The organism is Cryobacterium soli (genome assembly GCF_003611035.1).
In the GTDB taxonomy this organism is placed as follows: domain Bacteria; phylum Actinomycetota; class Actinomycetes; order Actinomycetales; family Microbacteriaceae; genus Cryobacterium; species Cryobacterium soli.
The window spans coordinates 2,526,710-2,552,291 of record NZ_CP030033.1 but is presented as its reverse complement, the minus strand read 5'-3'; the positions used below and the strand labels follow the sequence as shown (position 1 = coordinate 2,552,291).

At 69.4% G+C, this 25,582-nt stretch carries 25 protein-coding genes; 12 read left to right on the top strand and 13 right to left on the bottom strand.

Going from position 1 to position 25,582, the window contains the following annotated elements; genetic code table 11:
• Nucleotides 1-45: 45 nt before the first annotated feature.
• Nucleotides 46-747 carry a response regulator transcription factor gene (locus tag DOE79_RS11745; protein ID WP_120338637.1) on the bottom strand — a complete coding sequence of 234 codons (702 nt, stop codon included), beginning with the start codon at nucleotides 745-747 and terminating at the stop codon, nucleotides 46-48.
• The gene (locus DOE79_RS11740) at nucleotides 740-1,663 is read right to left on the bottom strand and encodes a sensor histidine kinase (protein WP_162942723.1); all 924 of its coding nucleotides are present in this window, start codon (nucleotides 1,661-1,663) and stop codon (nucleotides 740-742) included. Before DOE79_RS11740 ends, DOE79_RS11745 begins: the two co-directional genes overlap by 8 nt.
• A gap of 251 nt (nucleotides 1,664-1,914) precedes the next feature.
• On the opposite strand from DOE79_RS11740, the gene nhaA reads away from it, so the two are divergent.
• Entirely contained in the window at nucleotides 1,915-3,306 is a 1,392-nt protein-coding gene (gene nhaA / locus DOE79_RS11735) for a Na+/H+ antiporter NhaA (RefSeq protein ID WP_120338635.1), read from the top strand.
• 231 nt (nucleotides 3,307-3,537) lie between these two features.
• Here the strand turns inward: nhaA and DOE79_RS11730 are convergent, their stop codons facing one another.
• Both DOE79_RS11730 and DOE79_RS11725 read right to left on the bottom strand, forming a co-directional pair.
• Nucleotides 3,538-4,827 (bottom strand): ABC transporter permease, encoded by a 1,290-nt coding sequence (locus DOE79_RS11730; protein ID WP_120338634.1) that lies wholly within the window; start codon nucleotides 4,825-4,827, stop codon nucleotides 3,538-3,540.
• Nucleotides 4,824-5,576: an ABC transporter ATP-binding protein gene (locus tag DOE79_RS11725; protein ID WP_120338633.1), complete on the bottom strand. Its 753-nt coding sequence runs from the start codon at nucleotides 5,574-5,576 to the stop codon at nucleotides 4,824-4,826. The genes DOE79_RS11730 and DOE79_RS11725 overlap by 4 nt, the downstream gene beginning before the upstream one ends.
• Nucleotides 5,577-5,930: 354 nt before the next feature.
• Here DOE79_RS11725 and DOE79_RS11720 point away from each other — a divergent pair, with 354 nt between their 5' ends.
• Together DOE79_RS11720 and DOE79_RS11715 are read left to right on the top strand one after the other, a co-directional pair.
• Nucleotides 5,931-7,241, top strand: a complete 1,311-nt coding sequence (locus DOE79_RS11720) for a sensor histidine kinase (protein ID WP_120338632.1) — start codon at nucleotides 5,931-5,933, stop codon at nucleotides 7,239-7,241.
• On the top strand, nucleotides 7,238-7,909 hold the full coding sequence (locus tag DOE79_RS11715) for a response regulator transcription factor (RefSeq protein ID WP_120338631.1): 672 nt from the start codon (nucleotides 7,238-7,240) through the stop codon (nucleotides 7,907-7,909). Before DOE79_RS11720 ends, DOE79_RS11715 begins: the two co-directional genes overlap by 4 nt.
• A 24-nt stretch (nucleotides 7,910-7,933) precedes the next feature.
• Here the strand turns inward: DOE79_RS11715 and DOE79_RS11710 are convergent, their stop codons facing one another.
• The 3 genes from DOE79_RS11710 to DOE79_RS11700 form a co-directional block, all read right to left on the bottom strand.
• On the bottom strand, nucleotides 7,934-8,506 hold the full coding sequence (locus tag DOE79_RS11710) for a YdeI/OmpD-associated family protein (protein ID WP_120338630.1): 573 nt from the start codon (nucleotides 8,504-8,506) through the stop codon (nucleotides 7,934-7,936).
• Nucleotides 8,507-8,618: 112 nt separating this feature from the next.
• Nucleotides 8,619-8,987 carry a hypothetical protein gene (locus DOE79_RS11705; protein ID WP_120338629.1) on the bottom strand — a complete coding sequence of 123 codons (369 nt, stop codon included), beginning with the start codon at nucleotides 8,985-8,987 and terminating at the stop codon, nucleotides 8,619-8,621.
• A 176-nt stretch (nucleotides 8,988-9,163) separates the two neighbouring features.
• Nucleotides 9,164-10,195, bottom strand: a complete 1,032-nt coding sequence (locus DOE79_RS11700) for a LacI family DNA-binding transcriptional regulator (RefSeq protein WP_120338628.1) — start codon at nucleotides 10,193-10,195, stop codon at nucleotides 9,164-9,166.
• A 231-nt stretch (nucleotides 10,196-10,426) separates the two neighbouring features.
• Between DOE79_RS11700 and DOE79_RS11695 the strand changes: the two genes are divergently transcribed.
• From DOE79_RS11695 to DOE79_RS11680, 4 genes are all read left to right on the top strand, one after another.
• Nucleotides 10,427-11,701: a sugar ABC transporter substrate-binding protein gene (locus tag DOE79_RS11695; RefSeq protein WP_120338627.1), complete on the top strand. Its 1,275-nt coding sequence runs from the start codon at nucleotides 10,427-10,429 to the stop codon at nucleotides 11,699-11,701.
• A 66-nt stretch (nucleotides 11,702-11,767) separates the two neighbouring features.
• Nucleotides 11,768-13,378, top strand: a complete 1,611-nt coding sequence (locus DOE79_RS11690; RefSeq protein WP_120338626.1) for an ABC transporter permease subunit — start codon at nucleotides 11,768-11,770, stop codon at nucleotides 13,376-13,378.
• Nucleotides 13,375-14,316 carry a sugar ABC transporter permease gene (locus DOE79_RS11685; RefSeq protein WP_120338625.1) on the top strand — a complete coding sequence of 314 codons (942 nt, stop codon included), beginning with the start codon at nucleotides 13,375-13,377 and terminating at the stop codon, nucleotides 14,314-14,316. Before DOE79_RS11690 ends, DOE79_RS11685 begins: the two co-directional genes overlap by 4 nt.
• A 66-nt stretch (nucleotides 14,317-14,382) precedes the next feature.
• Nucleotides 14,383-16,815 carry a glycoside hydrolase family 31 protein gene (locus DOE79_RS11680; protein WP_120338624.1) on the top strand — a complete coding sequence of 811 codons (2,433 nt, stop codon included), beginning with the start codon at nucleotides 14,383-14,385 and terminating at the stop codon, nucleotides 16,813-16,815.
• On the opposite strand, the gene DOE79_RS11675 is transcribed toward DOE79_RS11680, so the two are convergent.
• The 3 genes from DOE79_RS11675 to DOE79_RS11665 all read right to left on the bottom strand — a co-directional run bounded on the left by DOE79_RS11675 (nucleotide 16,778) and on the right by DOE79_RS11665 (nucleotide 19,065).
• Nucleotides 16,778-17,800: an arsenic resistance protein gene (locus DOE79_RS11675; RefSeq protein WP_120338623.1), complete on the bottom strand. Its 1,023-nt coding sequence runs from the start codon at nucleotides 17,798-17,800 to the stop codon at nucleotides 16,778-16,780. The two genes, DOE79_RS11680 and DOE79_RS11675, sit on opposite strands and share 38 nt — an antisense overlap.
• A gap of 102 nt (nucleotides 17,801-17,902) precedes the next feature.
• Complete coding sequence (locus DOE79_RS11670) at nucleotides 17,903-18,496, bottom strand: Asp23/Gls24 family envelope stress response protein (protein ID WP_162942722.1); 594 nt, start codon at nucleotides 18,494-18,496, stop codon at nucleotides 17,903-17,905.
• Nucleotides 18,493-19,065 carry an RNA polymerase sigma factor gene (locus DOE79_RS11665; RefSeq protein WP_120338621.1) on the bottom strand — a complete coding sequence of 191 codons (573 nt, stop codon included), beginning with the start codon at nucleotides 19,063-19,065 and terminating at the stop codon, nucleotides 18,493-18,495. Before DOE79_RS11665 ends, DOE79_RS11670 begins: the two co-directional genes overlap by 4 nt.
• 206 nt (nucleotides 19,066-19,271) lie before the next feature.
• Here DOE79_RS11665 and DOE79_RS11660 point away from each other — a divergent pair, with 206 nt between their 5' ends.
• The 5 genes from DOE79_RS11660 to DOE79_RS11640 are packed head-to-tail and all read left to right on the top strand — an operon-like array spanning nucleotide 19,272 to nucleotide 21,708.
• On the top strand, nucleotides 19,272-19,784 hold the full coding sequence (locus tag DOE79_RS11660) for an Asp23/Gls24 family envelope stress response protein (protein ID WP_120338620.1): 513 nt from the start codon (nucleotides 19,272-19,274) through the stop codon (nucleotides 19,782-19,784).
• Nucleotides 19,781-20,152 (top strand): hypothetical protein, encoded by a 372-nt coding sequence (locus DOE79_RS11655; RefSeq protein ID WP_120338619.1) that lies wholly within the window; start codon nucleotides 19,781-19,783, stop codon nucleotides 20,150-20,152. Before DOE79_RS11660 ends, DOE79_RS11655 begins: the two co-directional genes overlap by 4 nt.
• Before the next feature lie 37 nt (nucleotides 20,153-20,189).
• On the top strand, nucleotides 20,190-20,852 hold the full coding sequence (locus tag DOE79_RS11650; RefSeq protein ID WP_120338618.1) for a hypothetical protein: 663 nt from the start codon (nucleotides 20,190-20,192) through the stop codon (nucleotides 20,850-20,852).
• A complete protein-coding gene (locus DOE79_RS11645) occupies nucleotides 20,849-21,538 on the top strand; it encodes a hypothetical protein (RefSeq protein ID WP_120338617.1) in 690 nt (229 codons plus the stop codon). The genes DOE79_RS11650 and DOE79_RS11645 overlap by 4 nt, the downstream gene beginning before the upstream one ends.
• Nucleotides 21,535-21,708: a CsbD family protein gene (locus DOE79_RS11640; protein WP_066598595.1), complete on the top strand. Its 174-nt coding sequence runs from the start codon at nucleotides 21,535-21,537 to the stop codon at nucleotides 21,706-21,708. The genes DOE79_RS11645 and DOE79_RS11640 overlap by 4 nt, the downstream gene beginning before the upstream one ends.
• Nucleotides 21,709-21,716: 8 nt before the next feature.
• Here DOE79_RS11640 and DOE79_RS11635 read toward each other — a convergent pair whose 3' ends face one another.
• The 3 genes from DOE79_RS11635 to DOE79_RS11625 form a co-directional block, all read right to left on the bottom strand.
• Entirely contained in the window at nucleotides 21,717-23,108 is a 1,392-nt protein-coding gene (locus tag DOE79_RS11635) for a serine hydrolase domain-containing protein (protein WP_120338616.1), read from the bottom strand.
• A 126-nt stretch (nucleotides 23,109-23,234) separates the two neighbouring features.
• Nucleotides 23,235-24,554: an ATP-dependent DNA helicase gene (locus tag DOE79_RS11630; RefSeq protein WP_120338615.1), complete on the bottom strand. Its 1,320-nt coding sequence runs from the start codon at nucleotides 24,552-24,554 to the stop codon at nucleotides 23,235-23,237.
• Between the two features lie 131 nt (nucleotides 24,555-24,685).
• Nucleotides 24,686-25,480 carry a Gmad2 immunoglobulin-like domain-containing protein gene (locus DOE79_RS11625; protein ID WP_120338614.1) on the bottom strand — a complete coding sequence of 265 codons (795 nt, stop codon included), beginning with the start codon at nucleotides 25,478-25,480 and terminating at the stop codon, nucleotides 24,686-24,688.
• Nucleotides 25,481-25,582 lie beyond the last annotated feature (102 nt).

Sequence of the window (25,582 nt, the reverse complement as noted above, 5' to 3'; positions counted from 1 at the left end):
ACAGTTTTGCCACTCAGCATGGCGGCGCGGTTCGGCCCGACGGGCTCACGCACCCACGGTGCCCCTGAGCAGGTAGCCGGTGCCGCGCACGCTCTCCACAAGCTGGCCGCTCTCCGGTACCGCGGCGTCAAGCTTGTGCCGCAGTCGGTACACGGTGGTCTTGATCATTTCCCGCCCACCCAGCCGGTCGATGTCGCCCCACCCGGCGGTCAGCAACCGGTTGAAACCGAGCGGCACGTTCGGTTGCGTCATCAGCGCCGACAGCACCTTGAATTCGTTCGAGGTGAGGGCGATGCGGGTTCCGGCGATGACCACCTCAACGCCGGACGGGTCGAGCTGAACGGTGCCCACCACGGTGCCGAGACGGGTGGAGTCCCCGCCGTTCTTGAGCAGGCGTTGCGCGCGCAACGCCAGTTCGCGCGGATGGAACGGCTTGACGATGTAATCGTCCGCCTCTGCCTCGAGGCCTTCGATGCGATCTGCCGGTTCACCCTTCGCGGTGAGCAAGATGATGGGGATGTCCCAGTTGGCCTTGATCCGCCGGCACAGCGTGACTCCAGAGATTCCCGGCAGCATCACGTCGAGCACGATCAGGTCGGGACGGGTGACCTGCAGGGCCGACCAGGCCGCCTCTGCCGAGCGAAAACTCTCGAACCGCATGCCCTGCGTCTGCAGGGCGAAGGTGATGATGTCGAGCATCGCGGGTTCGTCGTCGACGACGAAGGCCAGCGGGCCGGCGTCAACCACGGGAACGTCCGGTGAGCGGCAGGGTGAACATCATGGTGGTGCCCTTTCCGGAGATGGTGTCGACGAAGATCCGGCCGCCGTGCATCTCGATCAGTTGTTGCGAAATGAACAGGCCGATCCCGGTGCCGTTGCCCAGCGGTTGTCCGCTGGAGAACTTGCGGAACAGCCGGTCGCGCTGGTGGTCGGTCATGCCGGTTCCGCCGTCGCTGACCGACACCATGACCTGGTCGTCACCCGCGACGACCCGCACCTCGACCCGGCTGCTGTGCGGGTCGCTGTGCACCGCGTTCATGATCAGGTTCGTGACCACCTGCCGGATCAGCTGGGCATCGATGTACGCGCGCACGGGCGCGCCGAGGGTGTCCAGCACGATCGGCACCTCGGTCACCTGAGCCAGGTCTTCGACCACGCTGCGCATGAGGGCGCGGATATCGACGGTGGCCGGGTGCACCTCGAACAGGCCTGCTTCGATCCGGGCCTGCATCAGCAGTTGCTCGGCCAGCGACTGCATTCTCGTGGCGTTGTCGAGGATGCGCCGGATGAAGACGCTCTGCCGCTCGGTGAGGGGGCCGGGCGCCTGCTCGGCGAGCAGTTCCGCGGAGCCGAGGATCACCGCGAGGGGCGTGCGGATCTCATGGCTGAGCACCGAAACCTGCTCGGCCCGACGTGCCTCAAGCCGGTGCAGGTGCAGACTGGTGGTGAGTTGGGTGCGGCGTTTCCGCACGAGACCGGCAACACTGAGCCAGCCGGCGAGCAGTGCCACCGCGCTGGTCAGGAGCGCGAGCCCAGGCCGGCCGGCCAGGGCGAGGACGGCGGCGGTCAGACCGCAGACACCCGACAGGGCGAGCGTCACGGCGGTGGGCGCCCCGATGGCATCGAGGAGACCAACCTCGGCGATCCCCGGGCGTGCGGGCATGGTCCGCGGCATCCGCCTCGTCATTCGCACCCGTCACCTCGTCGTGGAGTGGGAAACGGGGCGCCCGGTTGCATCCCGGCCCCACCCCGGGAACCTCGATTTTCGAGACTACTTCATCTCCGGTCGGGGCTGCGGCCCCAGCGGCCCGGTCGCACATGACCTGATCAGCCGAGCCGCGTAGGCTAGATGGCAGGTGAGCTGGGAAGTCTGGTCAGCACTCGTACGACCGACCCCCAAACCTCAGGAGTGCCATGTCCGGCGACACCCCTCTTTCCCCCTCCCCGCAGAGCGTTCCCTCGCGAGGCAGTTACCGCGAGACGCTCCGCATCGGCGAGATCCTCCGTCGTGAGACCGTCGGCGGGTTCCTGCTGGTGTTCGCCGCGGCTGTGGCGCTGATCTGGGCCAACTCGCCCGCGTCGGAGAGCTACTTCGCCCTGCGCGACTTCCGCATCGGCTACGAACCGTGGCACCTGGAGTTGAGCCTGGGTGCCTGGGCGGCCGACGGGCTGCTGGCGATCTTCTTCTTCCTGGTGGGCCTGGAGCTCAAGAAGGAGTTCGTGGCCGGCGACCTGCGCAACCCGTCCCGGGCGATCGTGCCGGTGGCCGCCGCCATGGGCGGCGTGGCCGTGCCCGCCCTGTTCTACGCGGGCGTCAACCTCGTCAGCCCCGAGACCCTGCGCGGCTGGGCCATCCCCACCGCCACCGACATCGCGTTCGCGGTCGCGGTGCTCGCCATCGTGGGCTCGCACCTACCCAGCGCGCTGCGCATCTTCCTGCTCACCCTGGCCGTGGTCGACGACCTGCTCGCCATCTCGATCATCGCGATCTTCTACTCCGACGACGTGCAGTTCAGCCCGCTGCTGCTGGCGCTGATCCCCCTGGCGCTGTACACGTTCCTGGCCCAGAAGTACCGGCGCTTCTTCGCGGAGCGGGCCTGGGCCGCCTGGCTGATCCTGCTGCCCCTGGGCTTCGCGGTCTGGGCCCTCGTGCACGCGGGCGGCATCCACGCCACGGTCGCGGGGGTGTTGCTGGGCTTCGCCGTGCCGGTTCTGCACCGCCGCAGCCGCGCGGGTGCACCCGCGGTGGCCGGACCGGGCCTGTCGGAGAACTTCGAACACCGGTTCCGCCCGCTCTCGGCCGGATTCGCCGTGCCGGTCTTCGCGTTCTTCTCCGCCGGCGTCACCGTGGGCGGCTGGAACGGCCTGATCGGCGCGGTCACCGACCCCGTCGCGATCGGCATCATCGTGGGCCTGGTGCTCGGCAAGCCCGTCGGCATCGTGGGCACCACCTGGCTGATGACCAAGCTCACCCCGCTGCGCCTGGACCCGACGCTGCGCTGGATCGACCTGACCGGCGTCGCGATCCTCGCCGGCATCGGCTTCACGGTGTCGCTGCTCATCGCCGATCTCAGCTTCGGCGCCGGGTCGCTGGCCAATGACCACGCCAAGGTGGGCATCCTGGTGGCGTCGCTCACGTCGGCGCTGCTGGCCTCGGTGATCCTGCGCTCCCGCAACCGGCTCTACCGCCGCATCGAGCAGGCCGAAGCGGTGGATGCCGATGGTGACGGCATCCCCGACGTCTACCAGCAGCAGGACCCGCGGCAGACTCCCCTGAGCCGGGCCGACGTGACGCCCGGAGCCTGACCGGCGCCAGAGCAACCTGATCGACATCTCCCCGCGCACTCCTCTCGTGGCGCAGGTTCAGCCTCGTGGCGCACGTTCAGCCTCGTGGCGCAGGCAAGAGTGCCGCCTTTCCTGCGCCACGACGCTTTTCCTGCGCCGCGACGCTCGCCGCCGGCGGAAGTGCACACACGAAACAGAGGGCGCGCCACCCGGCGCACCCTCTGTCAGAACCGGCCCGGAAGGCCGGCGGCACTACTCGTAGCGGAGCGACTCGATCGGGTCCTGGCGGGCGGCGCGCAGGGCCGGGATGGTGCCGGCCAGGAAGGCCAGTCCCATCACGGTGAGCACGATCGTGGCCAGGGCCGCCGGGTCGAACGCCACCAGGGTGAGCCCGGGCAGGTCGGCCAGCAGGGTGTCGGCGAGCAGGGCGTTGGCGGCCGTGCCGGCCAGCATGCCGGCGGCCACGCCGATGGCGCTGCCGAGGAATCCGATGAACACCGCCTCGAGGCTGAACAGGCCGAAGATCTTTCCGCCGCCCAGTCCCATGGCCTTCATCAGACCGATCTCGCGGGTGCGTTCCTGCACGCTCATCAGCAAAGTGTTCACGATGCCGAAACCGGCGGCCAGCAGGGCGATGACGGCGAAGGCGTTGAGCACCAGCACGATGCCGTCGATGACGGCCTTGAAGGCGCCGATCGTGTCCTGCACGGTGGTGCCGGTGTAGCCCAGGTCACTCAGTGACCCCTTGAGGGCGCTGAGATCGGCATCCGTTCCGGTGGGATCGAACCGCACGATGGCCTGCGCGTAGCTGTCCTTGCCCGCGTCGGAGAGGCCGACGCTCTGGGTGTCGTAGAGGGTCTGGGTGAGTGCCTCGTTCGCGGTGAAAGCGGTCGAGCCCACCAGGCCCTCCTCGGCCACGCCCACGATGGTGGCGGTGAGCTGCGACTGCGTGCCCTGCACATCCGTCACGCCGAAGGTCAACGTCTGGCCCACCGCGGCATCCGCGTCGGAGAACCCGAGGGCGTCGACGTAGGAGACCGGGATGGCGACCTCATTGGTGGTGCTTGCAGAGTCGGGTTCGGCGCCGGCGGCGAGATCCAGGGCCATGCCGGGGATGAAGCTGCCGACGGAGGCCTCGTAGGCGGTGCCGTCGCCGACCTGCACGTAGTCCGGGCTCACCCGCAGCTGCGGTTCGACCGAGAGCACCCCGTCGACGCCTTCGATGGCGGTGAGGTCGGTGGAGGTGAGGGCCACGACTGTGGAGCCGGGGCGGCCCGTCGCGGCCGCGACGGCCTTGGCGTCGGGATCGTACTCGACCGGGCCATCCGTCGTGTCTTCGGCGGCCTTGGTGACCGTGATCACGTCGTCGGCGCCGATCGAGGCCACCGTGGTGTCGATGTACTGGTTGATGCCGGTGCCGACCCCGCTGGTGAGGGTGAGGGTGAACGCGCCGATGAAGATGGCGAGCACGGTGAGGGTGGTGCGGGTCTTGCTGCGCAGGCTGTTCTTCACGGCCGTGCGGATCAGGTCGAAGGCGTTCACGCGCGTACCTCCCCGGTGATCGGTGCGGACGTCGGGGCCGGGGCCGCGGTGGCAGTCGGCTCCCCGTGCAGGGTGTCGGTGATGAGACCGTCGCGGATGTACACCCGGCGGTCGCAGCGGGCGGCGAGGTCCTCGTCGTGGGTCACGATGATCAGGGTGATGCCCTTCTCCTTCTGCAGCGAGAAGAGGATGTCCTCCACGACTTTGCCGGTGGCGGAGTCGAGGTTGCCCGTGGGCTCGTCGGCGAAGATCACGCTGGGGTTGTTCACCAACGCCCGGGCGATCACCACACGCTGCTTCTGGCCGCCGGAGAGGTCGGTGGCCTTGTTCTTCGCCTTGTCGGCCAGTTCCAGCTGCTCCAGCGCCGCCATGCCGCGGCGCTTGCGTTCGGCCCCGCTCACGCCGGCGATCTGCAGCGGCAACGTCACATTGTCGAGCACGCTCGTGTTGGGGGTGAGGAAGAACTGCTGGAAGACGAACCCGAAGGTCTCGTTGCGGGTCTGGTTGACGACGCGGCCGCTCAGCGAGCCGGCATCGCGTCCGCTGAGTTCGACGGCCCCTGTGGTGGGGTTGTCGAGCAGCGCGAGCAGGTGCATGAGCGTGGACTTGCCTGATCCGCTCTTGCCCACGATGGCGATGGACTCGCCCTGCTGGATGTCGAGGGAGACGCCCTTGAGGGCGTCGAACCGGGTGGCGCCGCGACCGTACGACTTGTGAATGTCGCGGGCGGCGAGAATGGGCACGGTCATGGGGGTGGCTCTCCTGAAAGATGCGTCGATGATGCGGTTGCGAATGGTGCGACTGCGGCCGGTGCAAGACAACGTGTGCGGCGGGTCGGATGCGGCTGCCGGCGTTGGCGTGCCTGCCGGGCCGGCCCACCAACGAACCGGCCCAACGGCACTCCCCCAGTCTCGCGGGGTGCGCCGGGCCGGTCGTCCTCCCGGCGTAGGAACCTGGCCGTACCGCCAATGGTGCCGGCGGAGCATGGTTCGGCGGCAGCGTACCGCGATCGTGGTACGCCGAGCACCCACGCCCGCGGGCAGACGCGGCCCCGGTTCGATTGACAGAATAAGACGAGCCCGATCACCGGGCGGGAGGACAGCATGCCGAACTCGCGCGAAACCGCAGCACCGCATCCTTCCCGCGCCCCTTTCCGCCGGCCGACGCCCGCGGTCACCGAGCCCGAACCGGTCGATCGCTCCTTCTCGCCGCTGTCCCGGCTGCCGGCCTGGCTGCGGGACGTCATCGTGGTGCTGATCGTGCTCGGCCCGAGCCTTGCCCCGCACAGCCTCGGCGGTGCGGCGACCTCGAGCGTCGCCGCCGGCCTGCTGGTGCTGGTCTCGGCCGGGTCGGTGCTGGTGCGCCGGCGTGCGCCGCTGGTGGGCGCATCCGCGGCCGTCGTCGCCTGCGTGCTCGGGCTCGCCGTGGACGGACCGATCGTGTCGTATCTGATTGCGGTGTTGATCGGTGTGTTCGCGGTGGCCCGCTGGCGGCCGCGGCGGACCTCGCTGCTGTTCTCCGCCGCCGCGGTGCTCCTGCTGGCCGCCGCCACCGTCGCGTTCCTCGAGACCCCGTGGAACGACGCGCGGGCGGTGCTGCAGCTGGCGGCCTTCGTGGGCTTCGCCACCGCGGCCGGCGACGCCAACAAGTCGCATGCCGCCTACATCCGCGGCATCACCGAGCGGGCCCGCCGGGCCGAGGAAACCAAGGAGTCCGAGGCGCTGCGCCGGGTGGCCGAGGAGCGGCTGCGGATCGCCCGCGACCTGCACGACCTGCTGGCCCACCAGATCGCGGTGATCAACCTGCACTCGAGCGTGGCCTCCCAGGCACTGCCCGACCGGCCGTCCGACGCCGAGAAGTCGCTGGCCACCATCCGTGAGGCCGCACGCACCGTGCTCGGCGAGATCGGCAGCCTGCTCAATGTGCTGCGGGCCCCGGATGCCGCCACCGACCAGACAACGGCGCCCGTCGCCGGGCTCACCGACCTCGAGCCGCTTCTGCTGGACTTCGAACGGAGCGGCCTGCGAGTGGAACACCGGGTGGTCGGCACGCCCCGGCCGCTGCCCGGCGCCGTCGACAGCGTCGCCTTCCGCGTCGTGCAGGAGGCACTCACCAACGCGCACAAGCACGGTGCGGACCGCTCCTGCCTGCTGCACCTGGACTACCAGCCAGCGGGCATCGAGATCACGGTGACCAACACCGTGGCTACGCCCTCGCGCGCGGCATCGACGGGCACGGATGCGGCGAGCGCCGCGGCCGGCACCGCCGGGCACGGGCTGCTCGGCGCGCGCGAACGGGTGAGCGCTGTGGCCGGCACCCTCACCGCCGTGCGCGGTCCGGGGCCGGTGTTCCGGTTCACCGCGTGGCTGCCCACCGACCTTCCCGCCAATTCCCGACCGAATGGTGCGTCATGATCTCCGTGGTTCTCGCCGATGACCAGACCCTGATCCGCACGGCCGTGGCCGAGCTCGTCTCGCACGAGGACGGGTTCACCGTGGCCGGGCAGGCCGCCAACGGGCGCGAAGCCGTCGACCTGGTGCGCGAGACGCGTCCGGACATCGTGCTCATGGACATCCGGATGCCCGTCATGGACGGCATCCAGGCGACCGCGGCCATCTGCGCCGACCCGCTGCTGGCGGCGACCCGGATCATCGTGCTCACCACGTTCGAGGAGGACGAGTACGTGCTGCAGGCCCTGCGCGCGGGGGCCAGCGGATTTGTGGGCAAGGGCACGGAGGCGCCCGACCTGATGAACGCCATCCGCACCGTGCACGGCGGCGACGCCCTGCTCTCGCCGCGCGCCACCAAGGCCCTGATCGACCGTTACACCGCCCCCGACGCGCCCACGGCCCTCGTGGTGCCGGCCGCGCTGGCGTCGCTCACCGACCGGGAGCGCGAGATCCTGCTGCTGGTGGGCCGCGGCCACGCCAACGGCGACATCGCCGCCGAACTGGTGATCAGCCCGCACACCGCCAAGACCCATGTGAACCGCATGATGACCAAGCTCGGCGCCCACGACCGGGCCCAGCTCGTGATCATCGCGTACGAGTCCGGCCTGCTCGTGCCTGGCTCGCCTACCTGACCGCCGCCGCAAGCGGCCGGCGGCTCAGCTGTAGTGCCGCTCGCCCCGCGCGGCCTTCTCCACCACGTCACGGATGCGCGCCGCCCGCACCGCGGGCGTCTTGATGCTGCCGAGTCTGAAGTAGATCTGAAACCTCTGGACCTTGGTCAGCCCGGCCAGGAACGCGGCGGCGGCCGGGTCGGCGTCCAGCGCGGCCTGCAGGTCGTCGGGCGGCACGGCATCCTTCTGCCGGTAGGCGGCGTCCCAGCGGCCGTCGGCCTGGGCCCGTTCCACCTCGGCGAGCCCCGCCGGCTGCATCCGACCCTCCGCGATGAGCCGGGCCACGTGCTCCCGGTTCACCTGCGACCAGGGGCTGTTCTTGCGGCGCGGCGAGAAGCCCGTGAGCGTGTAGTCCTCGTCGAGCCGGTTCGTCTGCCCGTCGATCCAGCCGTAGCAGAGCGCCACATCCAGGGCCTCTGACCAGGTCATCCCCGGCGCCGCGGAGTTCTTCTTGCGCAGCTTCAGGCGCACCCCACCCTGGTCAGGAGCGCCGCGCAGGTAGGCCTCCCACTCTGCGACCGTGACGTCGAGGGTCACCCTGTCGTTCATGCCCACCATGGGCCTATTTTACAAACCGACAGCACTCTCTTGGGGTCGGGGTCAGGACTCTCGTGAACGGACGGTTCAGCGCTGAGGTGATGACCCCGGCGAGCTGAGTCGGCTCGCCGGGTCAGATCGTGACGATGCTGATGCGGCTCGAGCCGTGCGCCAGCACGTTGTGCAGGGGATGCACCGCCACCGGCTGACCGTTGGTGAGCTGTGCGCTGTGGTCGGCGTGGTTCCAGACCCACAGGGTTGTCGGAAGAGCGTCATACGGGAGAGCGTCGCTCGGGTCTGCCTCGTCGGCCGGGCCGAGCATCGCGATCCCGATCCATCCGTCGGTGGTCGCGCGCACCACGATGCCGTCGCTCCACTGACCGGGGGCGGCGGCGGCGAGCCGCGCCTGCATGGGCCGGATCTCGTGTCCGGCGCCCTGGTTGACACAGGCGTCGTGGCCCGTGTCATTGCAGCGCAGCATGTGCAGCGGATGGGTGATCATCAAGCCTCCTTCGCGGTCGGCCTTCGCAGCCGGCGAGCGTTGCCTCGAGTGTAGGTTCGGGTTTTTCCGATGTCACGGCGCGCTGTCACGGAACGCAACATGCCCCGAGCCCTCGCTCGGCTCAGCCGCAGGCCCCGCCGGCATGATCACGCCCGGCCACGCACGGCCGCAGCCGCTCAGGCCGTGAGGTCCCGCACCGAGCCGCGCTCCACGAGCTGCACGTCCATGACGGTCTCGGCGGCCGGAATGCTCTCCGACCGCATGCTCATCAACAGCAGCTCCACGGCCCGGGTGGCCTTGGCGGTCAGGTCCTGAGTCACCGTGGTCAGCTGCGGCGACACATAGGTGGCCAGGTCGAGGTTGTCGAAGCCCACGACCGACAGGTCCGCGGGCACATCGCGCCCCGCCGCCCGCACACCCTCCATGATTCCCGCGGCCAGCAAATCGGCGGTGGCGAACACCGCGGTCACGTCCGGATGCTCCGTGCTGAGGAACCGGCCGGCCTCGACGCCGCTGGCGTGGGCGACGTCGGTGGCCACGATGAGGGACTCGTCGACGGGGATACCGGCCTCACGCAGCGCCTTGCGGTAGCCGCTGAACCGCTCCTTGACCACGCCGCGTTCGGTGATCTTGGGCCCCACGAAGGCGATCCGGGTGTGCCCCTTGTCGAGCAGGTGCCGGGTGGCGATGTAGCCGCCCTTGCGGTCGTTGAGCCGCACGTTCATCACGTCGGAGTTCTTCTCGTAGCTGTCCAGCACCACCATGGAGGTGTCCAGCGTGGGACGCATGGTGCGGATCTGGCTGTCAAGGAAGCCGATGAAGACGGCGCCGTCGAGATTCCAGGAGCGTAGGGCCGCGGTGACCGAAGCGGGATCGGACGGCGGGATGCTGCGCAGGAGCAGGTAGTACCCGTTCTCCCGCAGCATGCCCTCGATCACCCCGATGACCGCCACGTTGTGGGGGCTGACGAGCACGTCGTGGCCCGCGGAGTCGGGCAGGAGCACGCCGACCAGCCGTGACGACCGGGCAGCCAGGCTGCGCGCCGTGGCGCTTGGCACGTAGTCGAGCTTTTCGGCGATCGCCCGCACCCTGTCCACCGTCGCCTGCGAGACCTTGTCGTAGCGGCCGTTGATCACGTTGGAGACGGTCATCAGGGTGGTGCCGGCCTCGTTGGCGATGTCCTTGAGCGTCACCGCCACCGCACTCACCTCCGAGTCCTCCGTGCGCCGTGCTGCAGGCGCACCTCAGTTTAGGCAGTCGGCGGCCGGTGCATCCGTCGCTCAGGAGGTATTTGACACGAAGAATCCCGGCTGCTAGCTTCTCGAGGTATAGCGCTAAACCTTGGGGCGGGAAATCTCTCCGGGGCGCCGGCCTTGCACTGCACCCCCGACAGCCCCGTCATTCCCTGGCGGGGTGTCCTCGAAGATAAAGGAGTCTTCATGCGTCATCGAACCCACCTCGTGTCCGGCTTTGCCGTGATCGCGGCCGTCGGCCTTCTCGCCACCGGATGCAGCAGCAGCCCGGGCACCCCCGCGGCGAGCAGCGCGTCGGCCACGGAAGCGCCCGTCCGCGCCAACGCGGACCTGGTCATCTGGACCTCCCAGGAACAGGCGACCATGCTCAAGCCCTTCGCCGCCACCTTCGGCGAGGAGAACGGCATCTCGGTGGAGGTGCAGGCCATCAGCGGGGAGCTGCGCGCCACCTACGTCACCGCCACGAACTCGGGCAAGGGCCCGGACATCCTGGTGACCGCCAGCGATGCGATCGGCAACCTCGTGCAGAACGACGCGATCGACCCGCTCAACCTGTCGGCCGACCAGCTCGCCAATTACCAGGGCGTTGCGGTGAACGCGATGACCTACAACAACCAGGTCTACGGCGTTCCCTACGCGATCGACAACGTCGCCCTGTTCCGCAACACCGACCTCGTGCCCACGGTGCCGGCGTCGATCGAAGACCTCGTCGCCTCGGGCCAGCAGCTCGTGGATGCCGGCACTGTGCAGAACGTGCTCTCCCTGCCGGTCGGCCAGAACGGTGACTCCTACCACCTGCAGCCCCTGTTCACCGGGGCCGGCGGCTACCTGTTCGGCCTGAACGCCGACGGCACCTACAACCCCGACGACCTCGGCCTGGACTCCCCGGAGTCCATCGCCGCGATGACCAAGATCCAGGAACTCGCCAGCCAGGGCGTGCTCACCACCTCCATTGACGCCGACAACAGCATCTCCCTCTTCGCCGAGGGCAAGACGCCGTACATGGTGTCGGGCGGATGGGCCATCGAAGCCCTCAAGGCGGCCGGCTTGAACTACGAGATCACCGCCGTTCCCGGCTTCACCGGCGGCACCGCCAAGCCGTTTGTGGGCGTGCAGGGTCTCTACATCTCGTCCAAGGCCACGAACAAGTCCTTCGCCCAGGAGTTCGTCACGAACTTCATCGGCAGCGACGTCGAGACCTCCCTGGCCTTCAGCGAGGCCAACGGCCGCCCCTCCGCCGTCACCGCGGCGTTCACGCAGCAGTCCGGCACCAACGCCGACATCAAGGGCCTCGGCGATGCCGGCGTCCTCGGCCAGCCCAGCCCGACCTTCCCGGCCATGGCCGTGGTGTGGGACCCGCTGAGCAAGGCCGAGGCCGCCATCATCGGCGGGGCCGACCCGGCGAGCACTCTCACCGGAGCCGCCGCCACCATCCGCCAGCAGATCGCCGACGCCAACTAAGTCCACCGCGTGCGGTGCGGGCTCCCCGAGCCCGCACCGCTGCCCGGCCGCGAAGGGGCCAGCATCATGACCGTCCTGCAGAAACGCCCCGAGCCCGCCGGCACGTCGGCACCGACATCCCGCCCACCGCGGCTCCGCGCCGGCAACGGTGGTCTCGGCGTGGTGATCCGCTACCTCATGCTGGCCATCGTGCTGGCCGTCGCCATCCAAGCCCTCTCCATCACGATCGCCAACGAACAGTGGTGGGCGAGCGCCATCGTGGTGGCCGCCACCCTTGCCGTCATCGGCACCTATGCCACCCGGCGGGCCATCCCGCTCAAATACCTGATCCCGGGCATCCTGCTGATGCTGATGTTCCAGATCTACCCGGTTCTGTACACCTTCTACACCTCGTTCACCAACGCCTCCGACGGTCACACCATCTCCAAGGAGGAGTCGATCGAGGCCATCACGGTGGACGGCCCGATCGTCGAGCGCGCCGACGCCGAACGGTACGCGCTCAGCATCGCTGTGCCGGAGGGCGCCGACCCGGACACCGCCCCCTTCGTCTACCTCCTCGTAGCCGCCGACGGCAGCGTGCTGCAGGGCGACGAGAGCGGCATCGCCCCGGTGCCCGACTCGAGCGTCACCATCGACAACGGCAAGGTCAGCGCCGCCGACGGCTACAGCCTGCTCACCGGGGTGCAGATCAACGACCGCTCCCGCGAATTCGACACCTTCAGCGTGCCCCTCGACCGAGACGAGGCGGTCAAGAAGATCGGCCTGTCCGAGGCCTTCTCCGGCACCGTGCAGTACCGGTACGACGCCGCGAGCGACACCATCATCGACAGCACCGACGGCACCGTCTACGTCGCCGACAACGCCAGCTGGGTTCCGGAAGACGGCGGCGCCACGCTCGCACCGGGCTGGAAGCAATTCGTCGGCCTCGACAACTTCGCCAAGGTGCTCACCAACGACACCGTGCGCAACAGCTTCATCGGCATCCTGATCTGGAACATCGCCTTCGCCGGCCTGTCGGTGCTGAGCACCTTCGGGCTCGGGTTACTGCTGGCCATCGTGCTCAACCGCAAGATGATCGGCCAACGGCTCACCCGCTCCCTGCTCCTGCTGCCCTACGCCCTGCCCGGCTTCATCACCGCGCTGGTCTGGGCGAGCATGTACAACAAGGACTTCGGCCTGATCAACAACCTCACCGGCCTTGACATCAACTGGCTCGGCGACATCTGGTGGGCCAAGGCGGCCCTGCTGGTCACCAACCTCTGGCTCGGTTTCCCCTACATGTTCCTGATCTGCACCGGAGCGCTGCAGTCGATGCCGGCGAACCTCACCGAGGCGGCCATCGTCGACGGCGCATCCCCGTTCCGGGTCTTCCGCTCCATCACCCTGCCGATGCTGATGACGGCGATCGCGCCGATGCTGGTGGCGTCCTTCGCGTTCAACTTCAACAACTTCACCCTGATCTTCCTGCTCACAGAGGGCGGGCCCTTCCCGGCGGACAACCCGTCGGCCGGCGCGACCGACCTGCTGATCAGCTACACCTACCGGCTCGCCTTCGGCGACGGCGGCTCCCAGTTCGGCTTCGCCGCGGCGATCTCGATCTTCATCTTCATCATCGTGGCGATCCTGTCGATCTCCACGTTCAAACGAGCGCTTGCCCTCGAGGAGGTCAACTCATGACGATCACGCCCCTCGCCCCCGCAGTCCCGGCCGAGACCGCCGCGGCCCGCCCGCCCCGTCGCGGCGGGCGGTTCGCCGCCGGCATCCAGGGATCCTGGTGGCAGCGAACCGGATGGCGCTACCTCGTGGCCCTGTTGGCCCTGGCGTTCGCGCTGTTCCCGGTTCTGTTCATCGTCTCTGCGGCCCTCAACCCTCTGGGCACCCTGCAGAGCACCTCGGTGGTGCCCACGAGCGCGTCGCTGCAGAACTTCAGCGACCTGTTCAACAACCCGGAGATCCAGTTCGGGGCGTGGTTCTTCAACTCGATCCTCGTCACCCTCACGGCCACTGTCGTCACCGTGCTGATCTCCGCCGCGGCGGCGTTCGCGTTCTCGCGGCTGAGGTTCCGCGGCCGCTACCAGTTCCTGGTCGGACTGCTTCTGTTGCAGATGTTCCCGTCGCTGCTGGCGCTCATCGCGCTGTACCTGATGTTCGTGGAGATCGGCGGCATCTTCCCGGCCTTCGGGCTGAACGCGTCCCTCGGCCTGGTGCTGGCGTACCTCGGCGGGGTGCTCGGCGGCAACGTCTGGCTCCTGAAGGGCTACTACGACACCGTGCCGCGCGAGCTCGACGAGGCGGCCCGCATCGACGGCGCCTCGCACGCGCAGACGTTCTTCCTCATCGTGCTGCCCCTGGTCAAGCCGATCCTCGCGACCGTGGCGCTGCTCACCTTCGTGGCCACGTACAGCGAGATCATGCTCGCATCGGTGTTCCTCACCAGTTCCGATGCGAAGACCCTCGCCGTGGGCCTCTACGGGCTCATCCAGGGTCAGCGAAACGCCAACTTCGGCGTCTTCAGCGCCGGCGCGCTACTGGCCTCGATGCCCGTGCTCATCGTGTACCTCGGCCTACAGAAATACCTGGTCGGCGGGCTCACCGACGGGTCGGTCAAGGGCTGACCAGACCCCGCCCGCCCGCGCCGCCCGCCCGCCCGCCCACTCTTCCAAAGAAGGACTTGTTCTCCCATGACCCACAGCTCCACCTCCCCCGACCTCGCCCCGGCATCCGTCGTTCGCCCCACCCTCCCCGTCGCGCCCCAGGCGTATCCGGCCGCCGTCGTCACCGGCCCCAACTACAGGTTCACGGTGCTCACCTCGCGCCTGATCCGCATGGAGTACAGCGTCGACAACCGGTTCGAGGACCGCGCCAGCCAGCTCGTGCTCTCGCGCGAATTCCCGCTGCCGCAGTTCCGGGTCGTCGACCACGGCACCCACCTGCAGATCATCACCGCCCACCTGCAGCTCGCCTACGACAAGAAGCCGTTCTCCCCCAACGGCCTGAGCGTGCAGGTCACCGGCAAGCTCAGCGACCACAAGAGCCTGTGGCGGTTCGGGGAACCGGCGGCCGACCTCGGCGGCACGGCGCGCACCCTCGACGACATCGACGGCGCGGTTCCGCTGCAGCCGGGCCTGATGAGCCGGCACGGGTTCTCCGTCGTCGACGACAGCGCCTCCCTGGTCTTCGATGACGCCGGATGGCTCGAGCCCCGCTCCGGCACCGGCACCGACCTATACTTCTTCGGCTACGGGCGCAGCTACCGCGACTGCCTCGCCGACTTCTACGCGCTCACCGGGCCCACCCCGCTGCTGCCCCGATTCGCTCTCGGCAACTGGTGGAGCCGGTTCCACCGCTACTCCGACGCCGACTACAGGGAACTCTTCGAACGGTTCGAGCGCGAGAAGTTACCCTTCTCGGTGGCCGTCGTGGACATGGACTGGCACCGGGTCGACATCGACCCGAAGTACGGAAGCGGCTGGACCGGCTACAGCTGGAACACCGAGCTCTTCCCCGACCCCGACGACTTCATGGCGTGGCTGCACGAGCGCGGCCTGAAACTCACCCTCAACGTGCACCCGGCCGACGGCGTGCAGGCCCACGAGGATGCCTACGCGTCCATGGCCCGACGTCTCGGCGTCGACGCGGAGAACGAGGACCCCATCGTCTTCGACATCGCCGATCCGGCGTTCCTCTCGGCCTACTTCGAGTGCCTGCACCACCCGCTCGAGGAACGCGGCGTGGACTTCTGGTGGCTGGACTGGCAGTCCGGACCGCACTCCAAGGTCGTGGGACTCGACCCGCTCTGGATGCTCAACCACTTCCACTTCCTCGACAGCGCCCGTGCCGGCGCCCGACCGCTCACCTTCTCCCGGTACGCCGGGCTGGGCAGCCACCGCTACCCGGTCGGCTTCTCCGGGGACACCATCGTCAGCTGGGAGAGCCTGGACTTCCAGCCCTACTTCACCGCCACCGCGGCGAACGTGGGTTACGGGTGGTGGAGCCACGACATCGGCGGCCACATGGGCGGGATCAAGGACGACGACCTGGCCGTGCGCTGGACCCAGTTCGGTGTGTTCTCGCCGATCATGCGGCTGCACAGCCAGGGAAACCCGTTCAGCGGGAAGGAACCGTGGAACTTCCGCGCCGCCGCCGCCGAGGTGATGAGCAACCATCTCCGGCTGCGCCACCAGCTCGTGCCGTACCTGTACTCGATGAACTACCTGGCCAGCGGGTACGCGCTGCCGCTCGTGCAGCCGGTCTACTACGACTACCCCGAGGAAGCCGGGGCGTACCGGGCCCCCAACCAGTACCTCTTCGGCACCCAGCTCATGGTGTGCCCGATCACGCAACCGCTGAACAGCGCCGTGGGCGTCGGCCGGGTACTGGCCTGGCTTCCCGAGGGCACCTGGATCGACTTCTTCACGGGTCTCCGCTACCGCGGCGGCCGCGAGCTGCACCTCTACCGCGGCCTGGAGTCAATCCCGGTGCTGGCCAGGGCCGGGGCGATCGTGCCGCTGGTTCCCGCGGAGGACGTCGGCAACACCACCGAGACACCCGCCCGCCTGCAGGTGCGGATCTTCCCCGGAGCGGACGGCTCCTTCGACCTTCTCGAAGACGATGGCGGCGGCAGCCTAGTCGTGGAGTCCGCCTGGGCACGCACCGCGATGACCGTCACCGGTGGCACCTTCACGATCGCCCCCACCACGGGCAACCGGCGCTGCGTGCCGCCGACTCGGGACTTCAGCCTGGACTTCGTCGGGGTGGCGCCGACCGACGCGATCTCGGTGACGGTCGGCGGGCATCCGGCGGACTATCGCACGGAGTACGCCGAAGCCACCCGCACCCTCACGGTGCGGGTGCCCGACGTCGCCTCCGCAGCCGGGCTGGTCGTGCGATTCGCCGACGGCCTGGTGGTTGCCGGCACCGACGTGCCGGGCCGCGCCCGCACCCTGCTGACGGATGCGCAAATCGAATACGACCTCAAGGCGCGGATCCTCGAGACCATCACCTTGTCGGCACACCCCGCGCTCCTGATCGGCCAGTTGCAGACCATGGACCTGGCACCTGACCTGCTGGGTGCGCTCAGCGAGCTGATCCTGGCCGATCCGCTGGCCGGGTAGACGGGCGTCCGGGGCCCCGGCCGGGCACCAACCGGGGCACCAGCCGCACCAGGATCACCATGCCCAGCAGTTCGACGAGGGTCTGGGTCACCACGGCCAGCGGGGCGAGCTGCAGCGAGGCCGGCAGCGCGAGAGCCATCGGCAGCACGACCAGGGAGTTGCGGGTGGCACCGCTGAACACCAGGGCGCGGGCCGCCGGGGCGTCGAGGCGCCAGACCCGGGCCGCGAGCACCCCGACGGCCACCATGACGACAAGGAAGGCCAGGTAGACCGGCACCAGTCCCGCCAAGGCCGCCGCCTGGGCGCCCACGGCGGAGACCTGCGAACCGACGACCACGGCGAGGGTGAGCATCATCAGCGGCACCATGAGCGCGCTCATGAGTGACTCCGTGGCGCGCGCGGCACGGGCGGTGCGCGGCATCCGGGAACCCGCCTGCACCAGCGCGGCGGCGACCAGGGGCAGCACGATGAGCAGCAGGAACGCCTCGATGAACGGGCCCACCTCGATCAGCGCCGTGGCCGACGGCCCGGCGAAGAGCAGCAGGTAGACCGGAAGCAGCAGGATCTGCAGCAGCATCAGCAGTGGTGTCGCGGCCAGCAGCCGGTCCCGGGCACCCCCGGCAAGGCCGGTGAACACGATCACGTAGTCCACACACGGGGTGAGGAGCACGAGCAGTGCGCCGAGCAGCAGTGCGCGGTCGCCGGCGATCACCCGGGTCAGAGCGAACGCCACGACCGGCACGATCGCGAAGTTCAGCACGAGCACGGCGCCGAGGAAGCGCAGGTCGCGCACGGACCGTCCCACGTCCACCAGCGGAACGCCCAGGAAGGTGGCGAACAGCAGCAGCCCGAGCGCCGGGGTGATCATGGCGGCGAACACCGGCGCGACGGTCGGAAACAGCCACCCGGCGAGCGCCCCGGCGGCGATGGCGGCCAGGTACAGCGCCACCTGCCGGCGCTCCAGCCGCTGCACGATCCCCGTCATCGTCCCACCTTAGGGGCGCACGGAGGCCGCCCGTCGAGCGCACCCCGCCCGTCGGTCGAACCTGTCGAGACCCAGCGCGGCCCCGCTACTCCCGGCGCACCGTCAGCTGCCGGACTCCTCCGGCTTGGCGTTCCGGCGCAGGTGCACATCCGTGATCGTCACGTTCACGGCCACGATGTTCAGCTCGGTGTGGTGCAACAGCGACGTCGTGATGGCGTCGCGCAACCGCTGTGCCGTCTGCGGCATCCGCTCGCCCCAGAACACGCTGGCCTCGACGTTGACGGTGACCGGGCTGCCCGGGGTCGCCACGTCGCCCTCGAGCCGGCACTTGCCGATGAAGGTGCCGGCAACACCGTCGCCTGCAGAGCGGATCAGGCCTCTGACGGCTCCTTCGGTGAGGCTGAGGGTGGCCTTCGGTGACGGGTGCGACACCGGGATGGTGCGCCCGGCTCGGGCTTCCCGGTGGATGTTGTTGAGGATTCCGGTCACCCAGCTGTCGTCCCTGGCCGGTTCGGCCGAGACGTCTTGGGCCAGGATGTTGCCGGCGAGGGCGCGGAAGCGGCTGAGCGCGTCGTAGGCGATCCGGTGCTCGGGGGCCTCGCTGAGGAAGTCGTCCGGCGGGGTCTCTCCGCGGTCGAGGTAGTCGCTGAGGTGGGCGATGAGGTCGCGGCTCGCGTCGTCGTGAGGGAGTGTCATCGCCATTCCTCCATCTCTTGCATGAGCTTCTGCCTGGCCCGGGCGAGGAGTCCCCGCACCGTGGACGGCGGCACGTCAAGCTCTTCGGCGATTTCGGCGTAACTATGCCCGCCGATCTCCCGCAAAGTCCAGCATTGTCGCTGCGCTTCGCTCAGAGTATCGAGTGCACGTGTGAGCCGCTCCCTTTGTGACGCAGCTTCGGCCTGATGGTGGGGAGATTCTGATTCTGGCGCGGCAACGTCCCAGTCCGCCAGGGGCTGATCCTGGCGTCGTGAACGGATGCGGTCGATCGCCTTTCGACTGGTGATCCGCATGAGCCACGCCTTCGTCGCCGCGGGGTCCTGCAGCTCGGGCAGGCGCTCCCACGCCGTGATGAAGGTCTCCTGCACCACGTCATCGGAATCGCTGGTGGAACCCAAAATACGGGTGGCGTAGGCACGCATCAACGGCCCGTGCCGTCGCACAATCACCTCGAACGCTCGCACGTCACCGTCGGCTGCACGTGCGGCGAGGATCGCGTCGGTGGCGTCGCCGAGTGGCGACCGCTCATCTGACCCCGTGGTTGTCACCGGAGACCTCTCTCTACTCAAGCCCGCTCTCGTGGCAAATACTCGATGTTCGTGACGAACAGTCCGCGAGATGCGTCTGAACAGTATCAATGAGTTTCGGGGAGAAAAAATCACCCGACGGCACCGCTGCGTGCAGCATAGTGGCTAACTGGGCATCCCACAGGCCGCACCGCTTTCTCCGAACCACCGACACAGGAGCACGACTCATGACGAACCTCACCCCGGACAGCACCGTCCACGGCTCCACCCCGATTCTTCCCGATGGCACCAGCGCTCCCACCGTCACCCCGAGCGGCGAGTCGCGCGGCAAGACCGTGATCAACGACGCGGTCGTCGCCAAGATCGCCGGACTGGCTCTGCGCGATGTGGCCGGTCTGCACGCTCTCGGGGGCGGCGCAGCCCGCGCGCTCGGCGCCATCCGTGACGCGATCAAGAGCACCGACCACACGCAGGGCGTCAGCGTGGACGTGGGCGAGGGCCAGGTCGCCGTCGACGTCACCCTCGTCGCCACGTACCCCGCACCGCTGCAGCAGGTCGCCGAAGACGCCCGCACCGCCATCATCGAGGCCATCGAAAGCCTCGTGGGCCTGCACGTCACCGAGGTGAACGTCACCATCACCGACGTGCACCTGCCCGCGGAGACCGACGACACAGACGAGGCCGACAAAGCCGACAAAGCCGACGAAGCCGACGAAGCCGACGAAGCCGGCGACCTGTGACCGGAGCCACGGTGATCCTGCACCGACGCGGGAGCACCCGCATCACGGCACGCGCGATGACCCGGGTGGTCTCGGCGGTCGCGGCGGATGCGCTCGGCGTGCGTCCCAGCCAGGTCTCCGTGCGCCTGGCCGACGCCGACGGCGGGCTCGACCTCACGGTGCGCGCCCCGATCCGGGTCCTCCCCCTCGACGATTCCACCCTCGACGCCGCAGCGGACAGCCCCGCGGACGGCACCATCCTCGACCGCACCGACCGGGCCCAGCACCAGATCCGGGGCACCGTGGCCGACCTCACCGGCGCCGAGATCGCCGGGGTGGTCGTGCGGCTCACCGGCGCACGCATCCGCCGCCCCGACCGGGTCGACTGACCCGCTCACCACAGTTCCACCAAACGATCGGCACACCATGAACGGCAGCGTCACCACATCGGCACCGGGCACCCTGCCCCGGCGCCAGGCCGTGACGGTGCCGCACCTGCGCCCGGTCAGCCGGGCGCACCGGTCGACCTACAAGCGGATGCTGCGACGCGAGACACACTCGCCGCGCACGGTCGCCGCCGTCTCGGTGGCCTCGGTGATCATCGCCGGATGCCTGTACGGCGGCACGGAACTGGTGCTCGAGCTGCTCGACCGGCCGGCTCTGCTCGTCGCGCCCACCGATGCCGTGGCCTACGTGAGCCAGGTCAACCGGCTAGCGCCGGCGATCCTGCTCACGGTGGGCATCCTCGCCGGGCTGGCCGGTATCGCCCTCGTTCTGGTGGCCCTGCTTCCCGGCCGCCGGGCCCGGCACGAGGTGGACTCCGACCGGGCGGCCGTCGTGGTGGACGACGACGTGATCGCGGCGTCGCTGGAGCGTCGGGCATCCGTGGCGGCCCACATCGCTCCGGGCAGTGTGGCTGTCACGGTGTCCAGGCGGAGCGCCACCGTGAGCCTCACCCCGGAACCCGGTGTGCTGCCCAACCGGTTCACGGCGGAGAAGGCGATCGCCGAGGCGATCGCCTTCGACGCGTTGCGGCCGCCCCTGGAACCCACCGTGGTGATCACCCCGACCGGACGGGTGGACGCATGAACGGCGCGAACCGAATTCTCAACCGGGCTTTGGTCCTGGTGAGCGGGTTGCTGGCTGTGGCGCTCGGCGCCGCCGCGGTGGCCCTGGTCGCCGTGCCCGACTTCATGCGGGCCTGGGCGCGCACCGCCCCCGACGTCACCGCCGGGCTCACCGAGCTGCTCGCCGGCACGGCCGTGGGCGACACCGGGCGCAGTTGGGTGCCGCTCGTGGCCCTTCTCGTGCCGGCGCTCGTCATCGCGGGGCTCGTCGTGTTCATCGCGCGGCAGGGCCGCGGCCGCACCGACCGGCTCATCGACGTCGAACCGACAGCGGACGGGGCCACCATCGTGGACGCCGCGGTCGCCGAGCAGATGCTCACCGCCGCCCTGCAGGACCGCCAGGAGTTCGTGGCGGTGGCCGTCTCGACCTACCCGGTGCACGGCACGCCCGTGCTCGCGGTGTCTGCCACCGTACGCCGCGGGGTCTCACCGCGGGACGCGATCACGGTGGTCGAGACCGCCGTGCACGGACTCGACGCCGACCTCGGCGCCGAGGTCCCCGTGCTCGTTCGGCTCGGTGGCGGCCTGCACAGCCGGCTCACCGGCCGCGCCCGGCTCCACCCCACCGGCGCAGCCCGGCCGGCGCCCGGCCCCCAGTCCCATCCGACCCCCCAGAACCACCCCCTAGAGAAAGAGAGAACACGATGAGTGGATCAGACAAGATCGAGAACGCCGCCCAGGACCTCGCCGGCAAGGCGAAGGAAGCCTTCGGCAAGGCCACCAACGACGACTCGAAGGTCGCCGAGGGAAAGTCCGACCAGACTCAGGCCGACCTCAAGAAGGCCGGCGAGAACGTCAAGGACGCGTTCAAGAAGTAACCGACAGGTCACCCGGCCGGCGCTGCCTGATCCGCGGCGCCGGCCGGGCAGACCGCCGCTCGGCGCACATCCGTCTGGGCCTCCCGCGCCGTCCAGGGCAGCGTCATCGCCGTCCTTGTGCCGTCAGCGGGCTGCGCACCGGCCTGCTGTGCACCGGCCGGTTGTGCACCGTCGGGCCGCGCGTCGGCGGCGAGCGCGGCCAGCCACCGGGCCAGGGCCAGGACGAACTCCTCGCCGGCACTGGAGTTGTTCACCGTCACCACCACCATCAGGCCGCTCACCGGATCGGTGAGCGTGGCCGACAGGAAACCGGGTATGACGCCGGCTCCGCCGCGGAACGGACCGACCTGCTCGGCTCCCAGTCCCTGCCGTCGCCATCTGGAGGCGCCGTCCTCCGGCACGGTCTCCCACTGTTCCCCTGCCGTGCCCTGCTCGAGCAGACTCCCCGTGGCCAGCGCCAGTGACCAGGTCCTGAGGTCCTCAAGGGTGGAGACCACCCCGCCCGCCACACCGGTCATCGACGTCGACAGGAGCGTCACGTCCTGCACGATGGTGCAGTCCGGTGAGCCGTCAGGGCCGGTCGCTGCGGCCCATCCGTGCGGATGGTCGAGCGGAGGCTCGAGAGCAGCCGGCCCGGGGTACGCCGTGTTCTCCAGTCCCAACGGGTCGAAGACGTAGCGCCGGTAGAGATCCGCCCACGGCTCACCCGTCGCCGCCTGCAGGGCCTGACCGAGCAGCTGGATGCCCACCTCGGAACGGTTCCACTTCCGGCCGGGCTGTCCCGCCCGCACCGAGCCCAAACCTCCCGAGATCAGCTCCATCGGAGCCCACTGCCGGGTCGGGTTGGCGACGAACTCCGGGTCGAGCGCGGGTTGGCCTAGCCCTGAGGTGTGCTGGCACAGTTGGCGGAGCGTGATGCCCTCCAGTCCGGGCGGGCGGCTCAGGTAGCTGGAGACCGGATCGTCCAGACCCACCCTGCCCTCGTCGACGAGGCGAAGCAGAACCGTGCAGGTCATGGCGCTGGTGAGGGTGCCGATCCGGAACTGCATGCCGGCGTTCACCGCCGCGCCCCCGGTCGGCAGACCGGTGCCGGGCTCGCGCTGGGCGCCCACCCGGCCCGGGCTGGCCAGCCACCGGCCCACCCCCGGGACCCAGACGCCGGCTATGGCCCCGGATGCCCCGGCCAACCGCATGCCCTCGGCCAGCGCCTCATCGAGGAAGGCCACCGTGGCTGCCGGCAGGGTGCCCGACGTCTGCTCGGGCCCGGTGGGAATCGAGGTGCGGGCATCGGCGCATCCGTTGAGCGGAAGCACCAGGCCCACCAGGACCAGGGCTGCGGCGCGTCTCCACCGGCGCCGCGCTCGCACTCGCGCCGCGGGAGGGATCGGCTGGGGGCCCATGCCGGGCAGTGTACCCAGAGTGTCCCGCTGCCGAGCGCCCACCCCGTCCGCGAACTGTGAGATATGCGAAAACGCGCCGGATTTGGGGCTTACCTCACAGTTCGCGGGTAGGTGGGAGGGCGGGGGTTAGTCCTTGACGCGGTCGATGGGGGGCGTGACGCGCAGACCCTCCATGAAGCGGAGGACGTTCTCGTCCACGATGATGTCGCTGGGGCGCAGGGGCCGGGTGAGGTAGAGCCCGTTCAGGCTGGTGAGCCTGCTCAAGGCCACATAGGTCTGCCCCGGGCTGAACACCCGCGTGCCCAGGTCCACGATCGCCTTCTCGTAGGTGGCGCCCTGCGACTTGTGGATGGTGACCGCCCAGGCCAGACGCAACGGGAACTGGGTGAACTCGGCGACGACGTCCTTGCTGAGCTTCTTGGTGGCGGCGTTGTAGGTGTATTTGTACTTCTCCCACACGGTGGGTTCCACCTCGTGCGTGGTGCCGTCGATGTCGACGTAGACAGTGGAATCGACCCGGGTGACGGTGCCGATGCTGCCGTTCACCCAGCGCGGGCCACCGTCAAGCGGATTGTCGTTGCGCAGGAACATCACCTGGGCGCCCACCTTGAGCTCGAGCACCTCGTCGGCGGGGTAGGTGCGACCACCGAAGTCGCCGGTGACCTCGGCCTTGGCCGAGAGCGACTTGCCGGAGAGTCGTTTGAGCGCGGCCGCGTTGATGCGGTTCACGGCGTCGTTGCGGGTCGCCAGCGTGATGACGCCTTCGGACGGCGGCGTGCGGGCGCCCGCACCGTTGAGCGCCCCGCCGATCTCGGGGGTCACCTGGCCGTATCGCACCGCGTTGAGCATGGTCTTGAAGCCGGCGTCGTGCTGGCGGTGGATCTCGGTGAGCTCGAAGATCTTCAGCTCTGCGCTCTGCCACACCTTGGCGTCGAAGAACCACATCGAGCGGTAGGTGTCGGCGAAGTAGGCGCGTTCCTCGGGGTCGCCCGGCACCGGCGCCAGCTGGTACGGGTCACCGAAGAGCACGATCTGCACGCCGCCGAAGGTGTCGTGCGGGCGCTGCCGGGCCTGCCGCAGGCTGCGGTCGATGGCATCCATCAGGTCGGCGTTGACCATGGAGACCTCGTCGATCACCACCGTGTCGATGGTGTTGAGGAGCTTGCGCAGCTGGTCGTTCTGGTCGATGGCGTGGTCGGCGATGACCCCGATCGGCAGCCGGAACAGCGAGTGCAGCGTTTGCCCACCCACGTTCAGTGCGGCGACACCGGTGGGCGCGGCGATGACGATCTGCTTGCTGGTGTTCCAGGAGAGGTGGTTGAGCAGCGTCGACTTACCGGTGCCGGCGCGTCCGGTGACGAATACGTTCTGTTTCGTGCCCTCGATGGCAGCGAACACCTCGGCCTGTTCGCGTGAAAGCGGAATCTCGTTGGGAAGCGCGGTCACGGGGTACTTTCGGTGGGGTGGGGAGGTGGTGCGACAGTGGCTCGAGTGCGGTCGATGACCACTTCCACTGTAACCGCCCGGCCGCGGCCGGCCCACTCCCCGCCGGGCCGGTGGATAACTTACGCTGCCGCTCACTGCACGATGAGCTGCACCGGGAAGTCGTATTGTTCGCTGCCGTCCTTCAGGCTGTTGTCGAAGCCGACCAGGTCATAGAACCCGGCGGAGAGTCCGGCCGGGATGTCCAGCGTCGCGCTGAAGTCCGACTCCTGGGTCCCGTCCGCCGCCGTCACATCCTGAGTGAGCAGCGCGGCACCGGATGCGTCGCGCAGCTCCAGCGTGAACTGCGCCTCCGGCACCAGGGCCCGGCCCAGGACCGTCAGGGCGCCGCCCGGAGTGACGGTGTCGCCGCATCCTGGTGAGGTGATGATGATCGGCGGACGCTCCGTGGTGAGGGTGAGCGGGACCTCGACGACGTTTTCAGCGCTGCCGTCAGCGGCGCTCTGCGTATAGGCCCGCAGCGTGACGTCCTGCTGCGCATCCGGAGGCTCGAAGGCCAGGTCGGTATGCCAGGTTGCGGGGGTGCCGGCACCCGGCGTGGTTGTGATGTGCCGCACGCAGAGGGGGTGGCCGTCCGCATCCAGCAGGTCGACCACGAGCGTCGAGTCGGCGGTTCCCGCGGTTCCCTTGATCGTCACGGGAACGGTCACCGGCGCCTCAGCCATGGGGCTGTCGATCGTGACCATCGGTGCCGCCGGGGTGCTGGTGGCCGTCACGGACGGCGTCGGCGTGGCGGATGCGCGTCCCGACGGTTCCGGCCGCGGCCCGGGCGCACAGGCGGCCAGCACGCACACCAGCAGTGCGGCCACGGCGAGAACGCGCCGCTTCCGCCCGGCTCGCGGGGCCGACCGAGCGCTGCGCAGAACCATTACAACTCCTCACGACGCTGGGAGCATAGCCCGGCCGACCGCCACCGGGCAGCCCTGCCCACCGCGTAACGGCCGGCGTGGGCCCGGGCCGCGAAGCCTCCC

Coding starts and splice junctions, on each gene's coding strand:
- DOE79_RS11715 (WP_120338631.1), top strand. CDS start 7,238: ATGATCTCCGTGGTTCTCGCCGATGACCAGACCCTGATCCGCACGGCC.
- DOE79_RS11710 (WP_120338630.1), bottom strand. CDS start 8,506: ATGGTGGGCATGAACGACAGGGTGACCCTCGACGTCACGGTCGCAGAG.
- DOE79_RS11670 (WP_162942722.1), bottom strand. CDS start 18,496: ATGACACTCCCTCACGACGACGCGAGCCGCGACCTCATCGCCCACCTC.
- DOE79_RS11680 (WP_120338624.1), top strand. CDS start 14,383: ATGACCCACAGCTCCACCTCCCCCGACCTCGCCCCGGCATCCGTCGTT.
- DOE79_RS11635 (WP_120338616.1), bottom strand. CDS start 23,108: ATGGGCCCCCAGCCGATCCCTCCCGCGGCGCGAGTGCGAGCGCGGCGC.
- DOE79_RS11640 (WP_066598595.1), top strand. CDS start 21,535: ATGAGTGGATCAGACAAGATCGAGAACGCCGCCCAGGACCTCGCCGGC.
- DOE79_RS11675 (WP_120338623.1), bottom strand. CDS start 17,800: ATGACGGGGATCGTGCAGCGGCTGGAGCGCCGGCAGGTGGCGCTGTAC.
- DOE79_RS11705 (WP_120338629.1), bottom strand. CDS start 8,987: ATGATCACCCATCCGCTGCACATGCTGCGCTGCAATGACACGGGCCAC.
- DOE79_RS11685 (WP_120338625.1), top strand. CDS start 13,375: ATGACGATCACGCCCCTCGCCCCCGCAGTCCCGGCCGAGACCGCCGCG.
- DOE79_RS11650 (WP_120338618.1), top strand. CDS start 20,190: ATGAACGGCAGCGTCACCACATCGGCACCGGGCACCCTGCCCCGGCGC.
- DOE79_RS11725 (WP_120338633.1), bottom strand. CDS start 5,576: ATGACCGTGCCCATTCTCGCCGCCCGCGACATTCACAAGTCGTACGGT.
- DOE79_RS11660 (WP_120338620.1), top strand. CDS start 19,272: ATGACGAACCTCACCCCGGACAGCACCGTCCACGGCTCCACCCCGATT.
- DOE79_RS11690 (WP_120338626.1), top strand. CDS start 11,768: ATGACCGTCCTGCAGAAACGCCCCGAGCCCGCCGGCACGTCGGCACCG.
- DOE79_RS11695 (WP_120338627.1), top strand. CDS start 10,427: ATGCGTCATCGAACCCACCTCGTGTCCGGCTTTGCCGTGATCGCGGCC.
- DOE79_RS11740 (WP_162942723.1), bottom strand. CDS start 1,663: ATGCCCGCACGCCCGGGGATCGCCGAGGTTGGTCTCCTCGATGCCATC.
- DOE79_RS11720 (WP_120338632.1), top strand. CDS start 5,931: ATGCCGAACTCGCGCGAAACCGCAGCACCGCATCCTTCCCGCGCCCCT.
- DOE79_RS11645 (WP_120338617.1), top strand. CDS start 20,849: ATGAACGGCGCGAACCGAATTCTCAACCGGGCTTTGGTCCTGGTGAGC.
- nhaA (WP_120338635.1), top strand. CDS start 1,915: ATGTCCGGCGACACCCCTCTTTCCCCCTCCCCGCAGAGCGTTCCCTCG.
- DOE79_RS11625 (WP_120338614.1), bottom strand. CDS start 25,480: ATGGTTCTGCGCAGCGCTCGGTCGGCCCCGCGAGCCGGGCGGAAGCGG.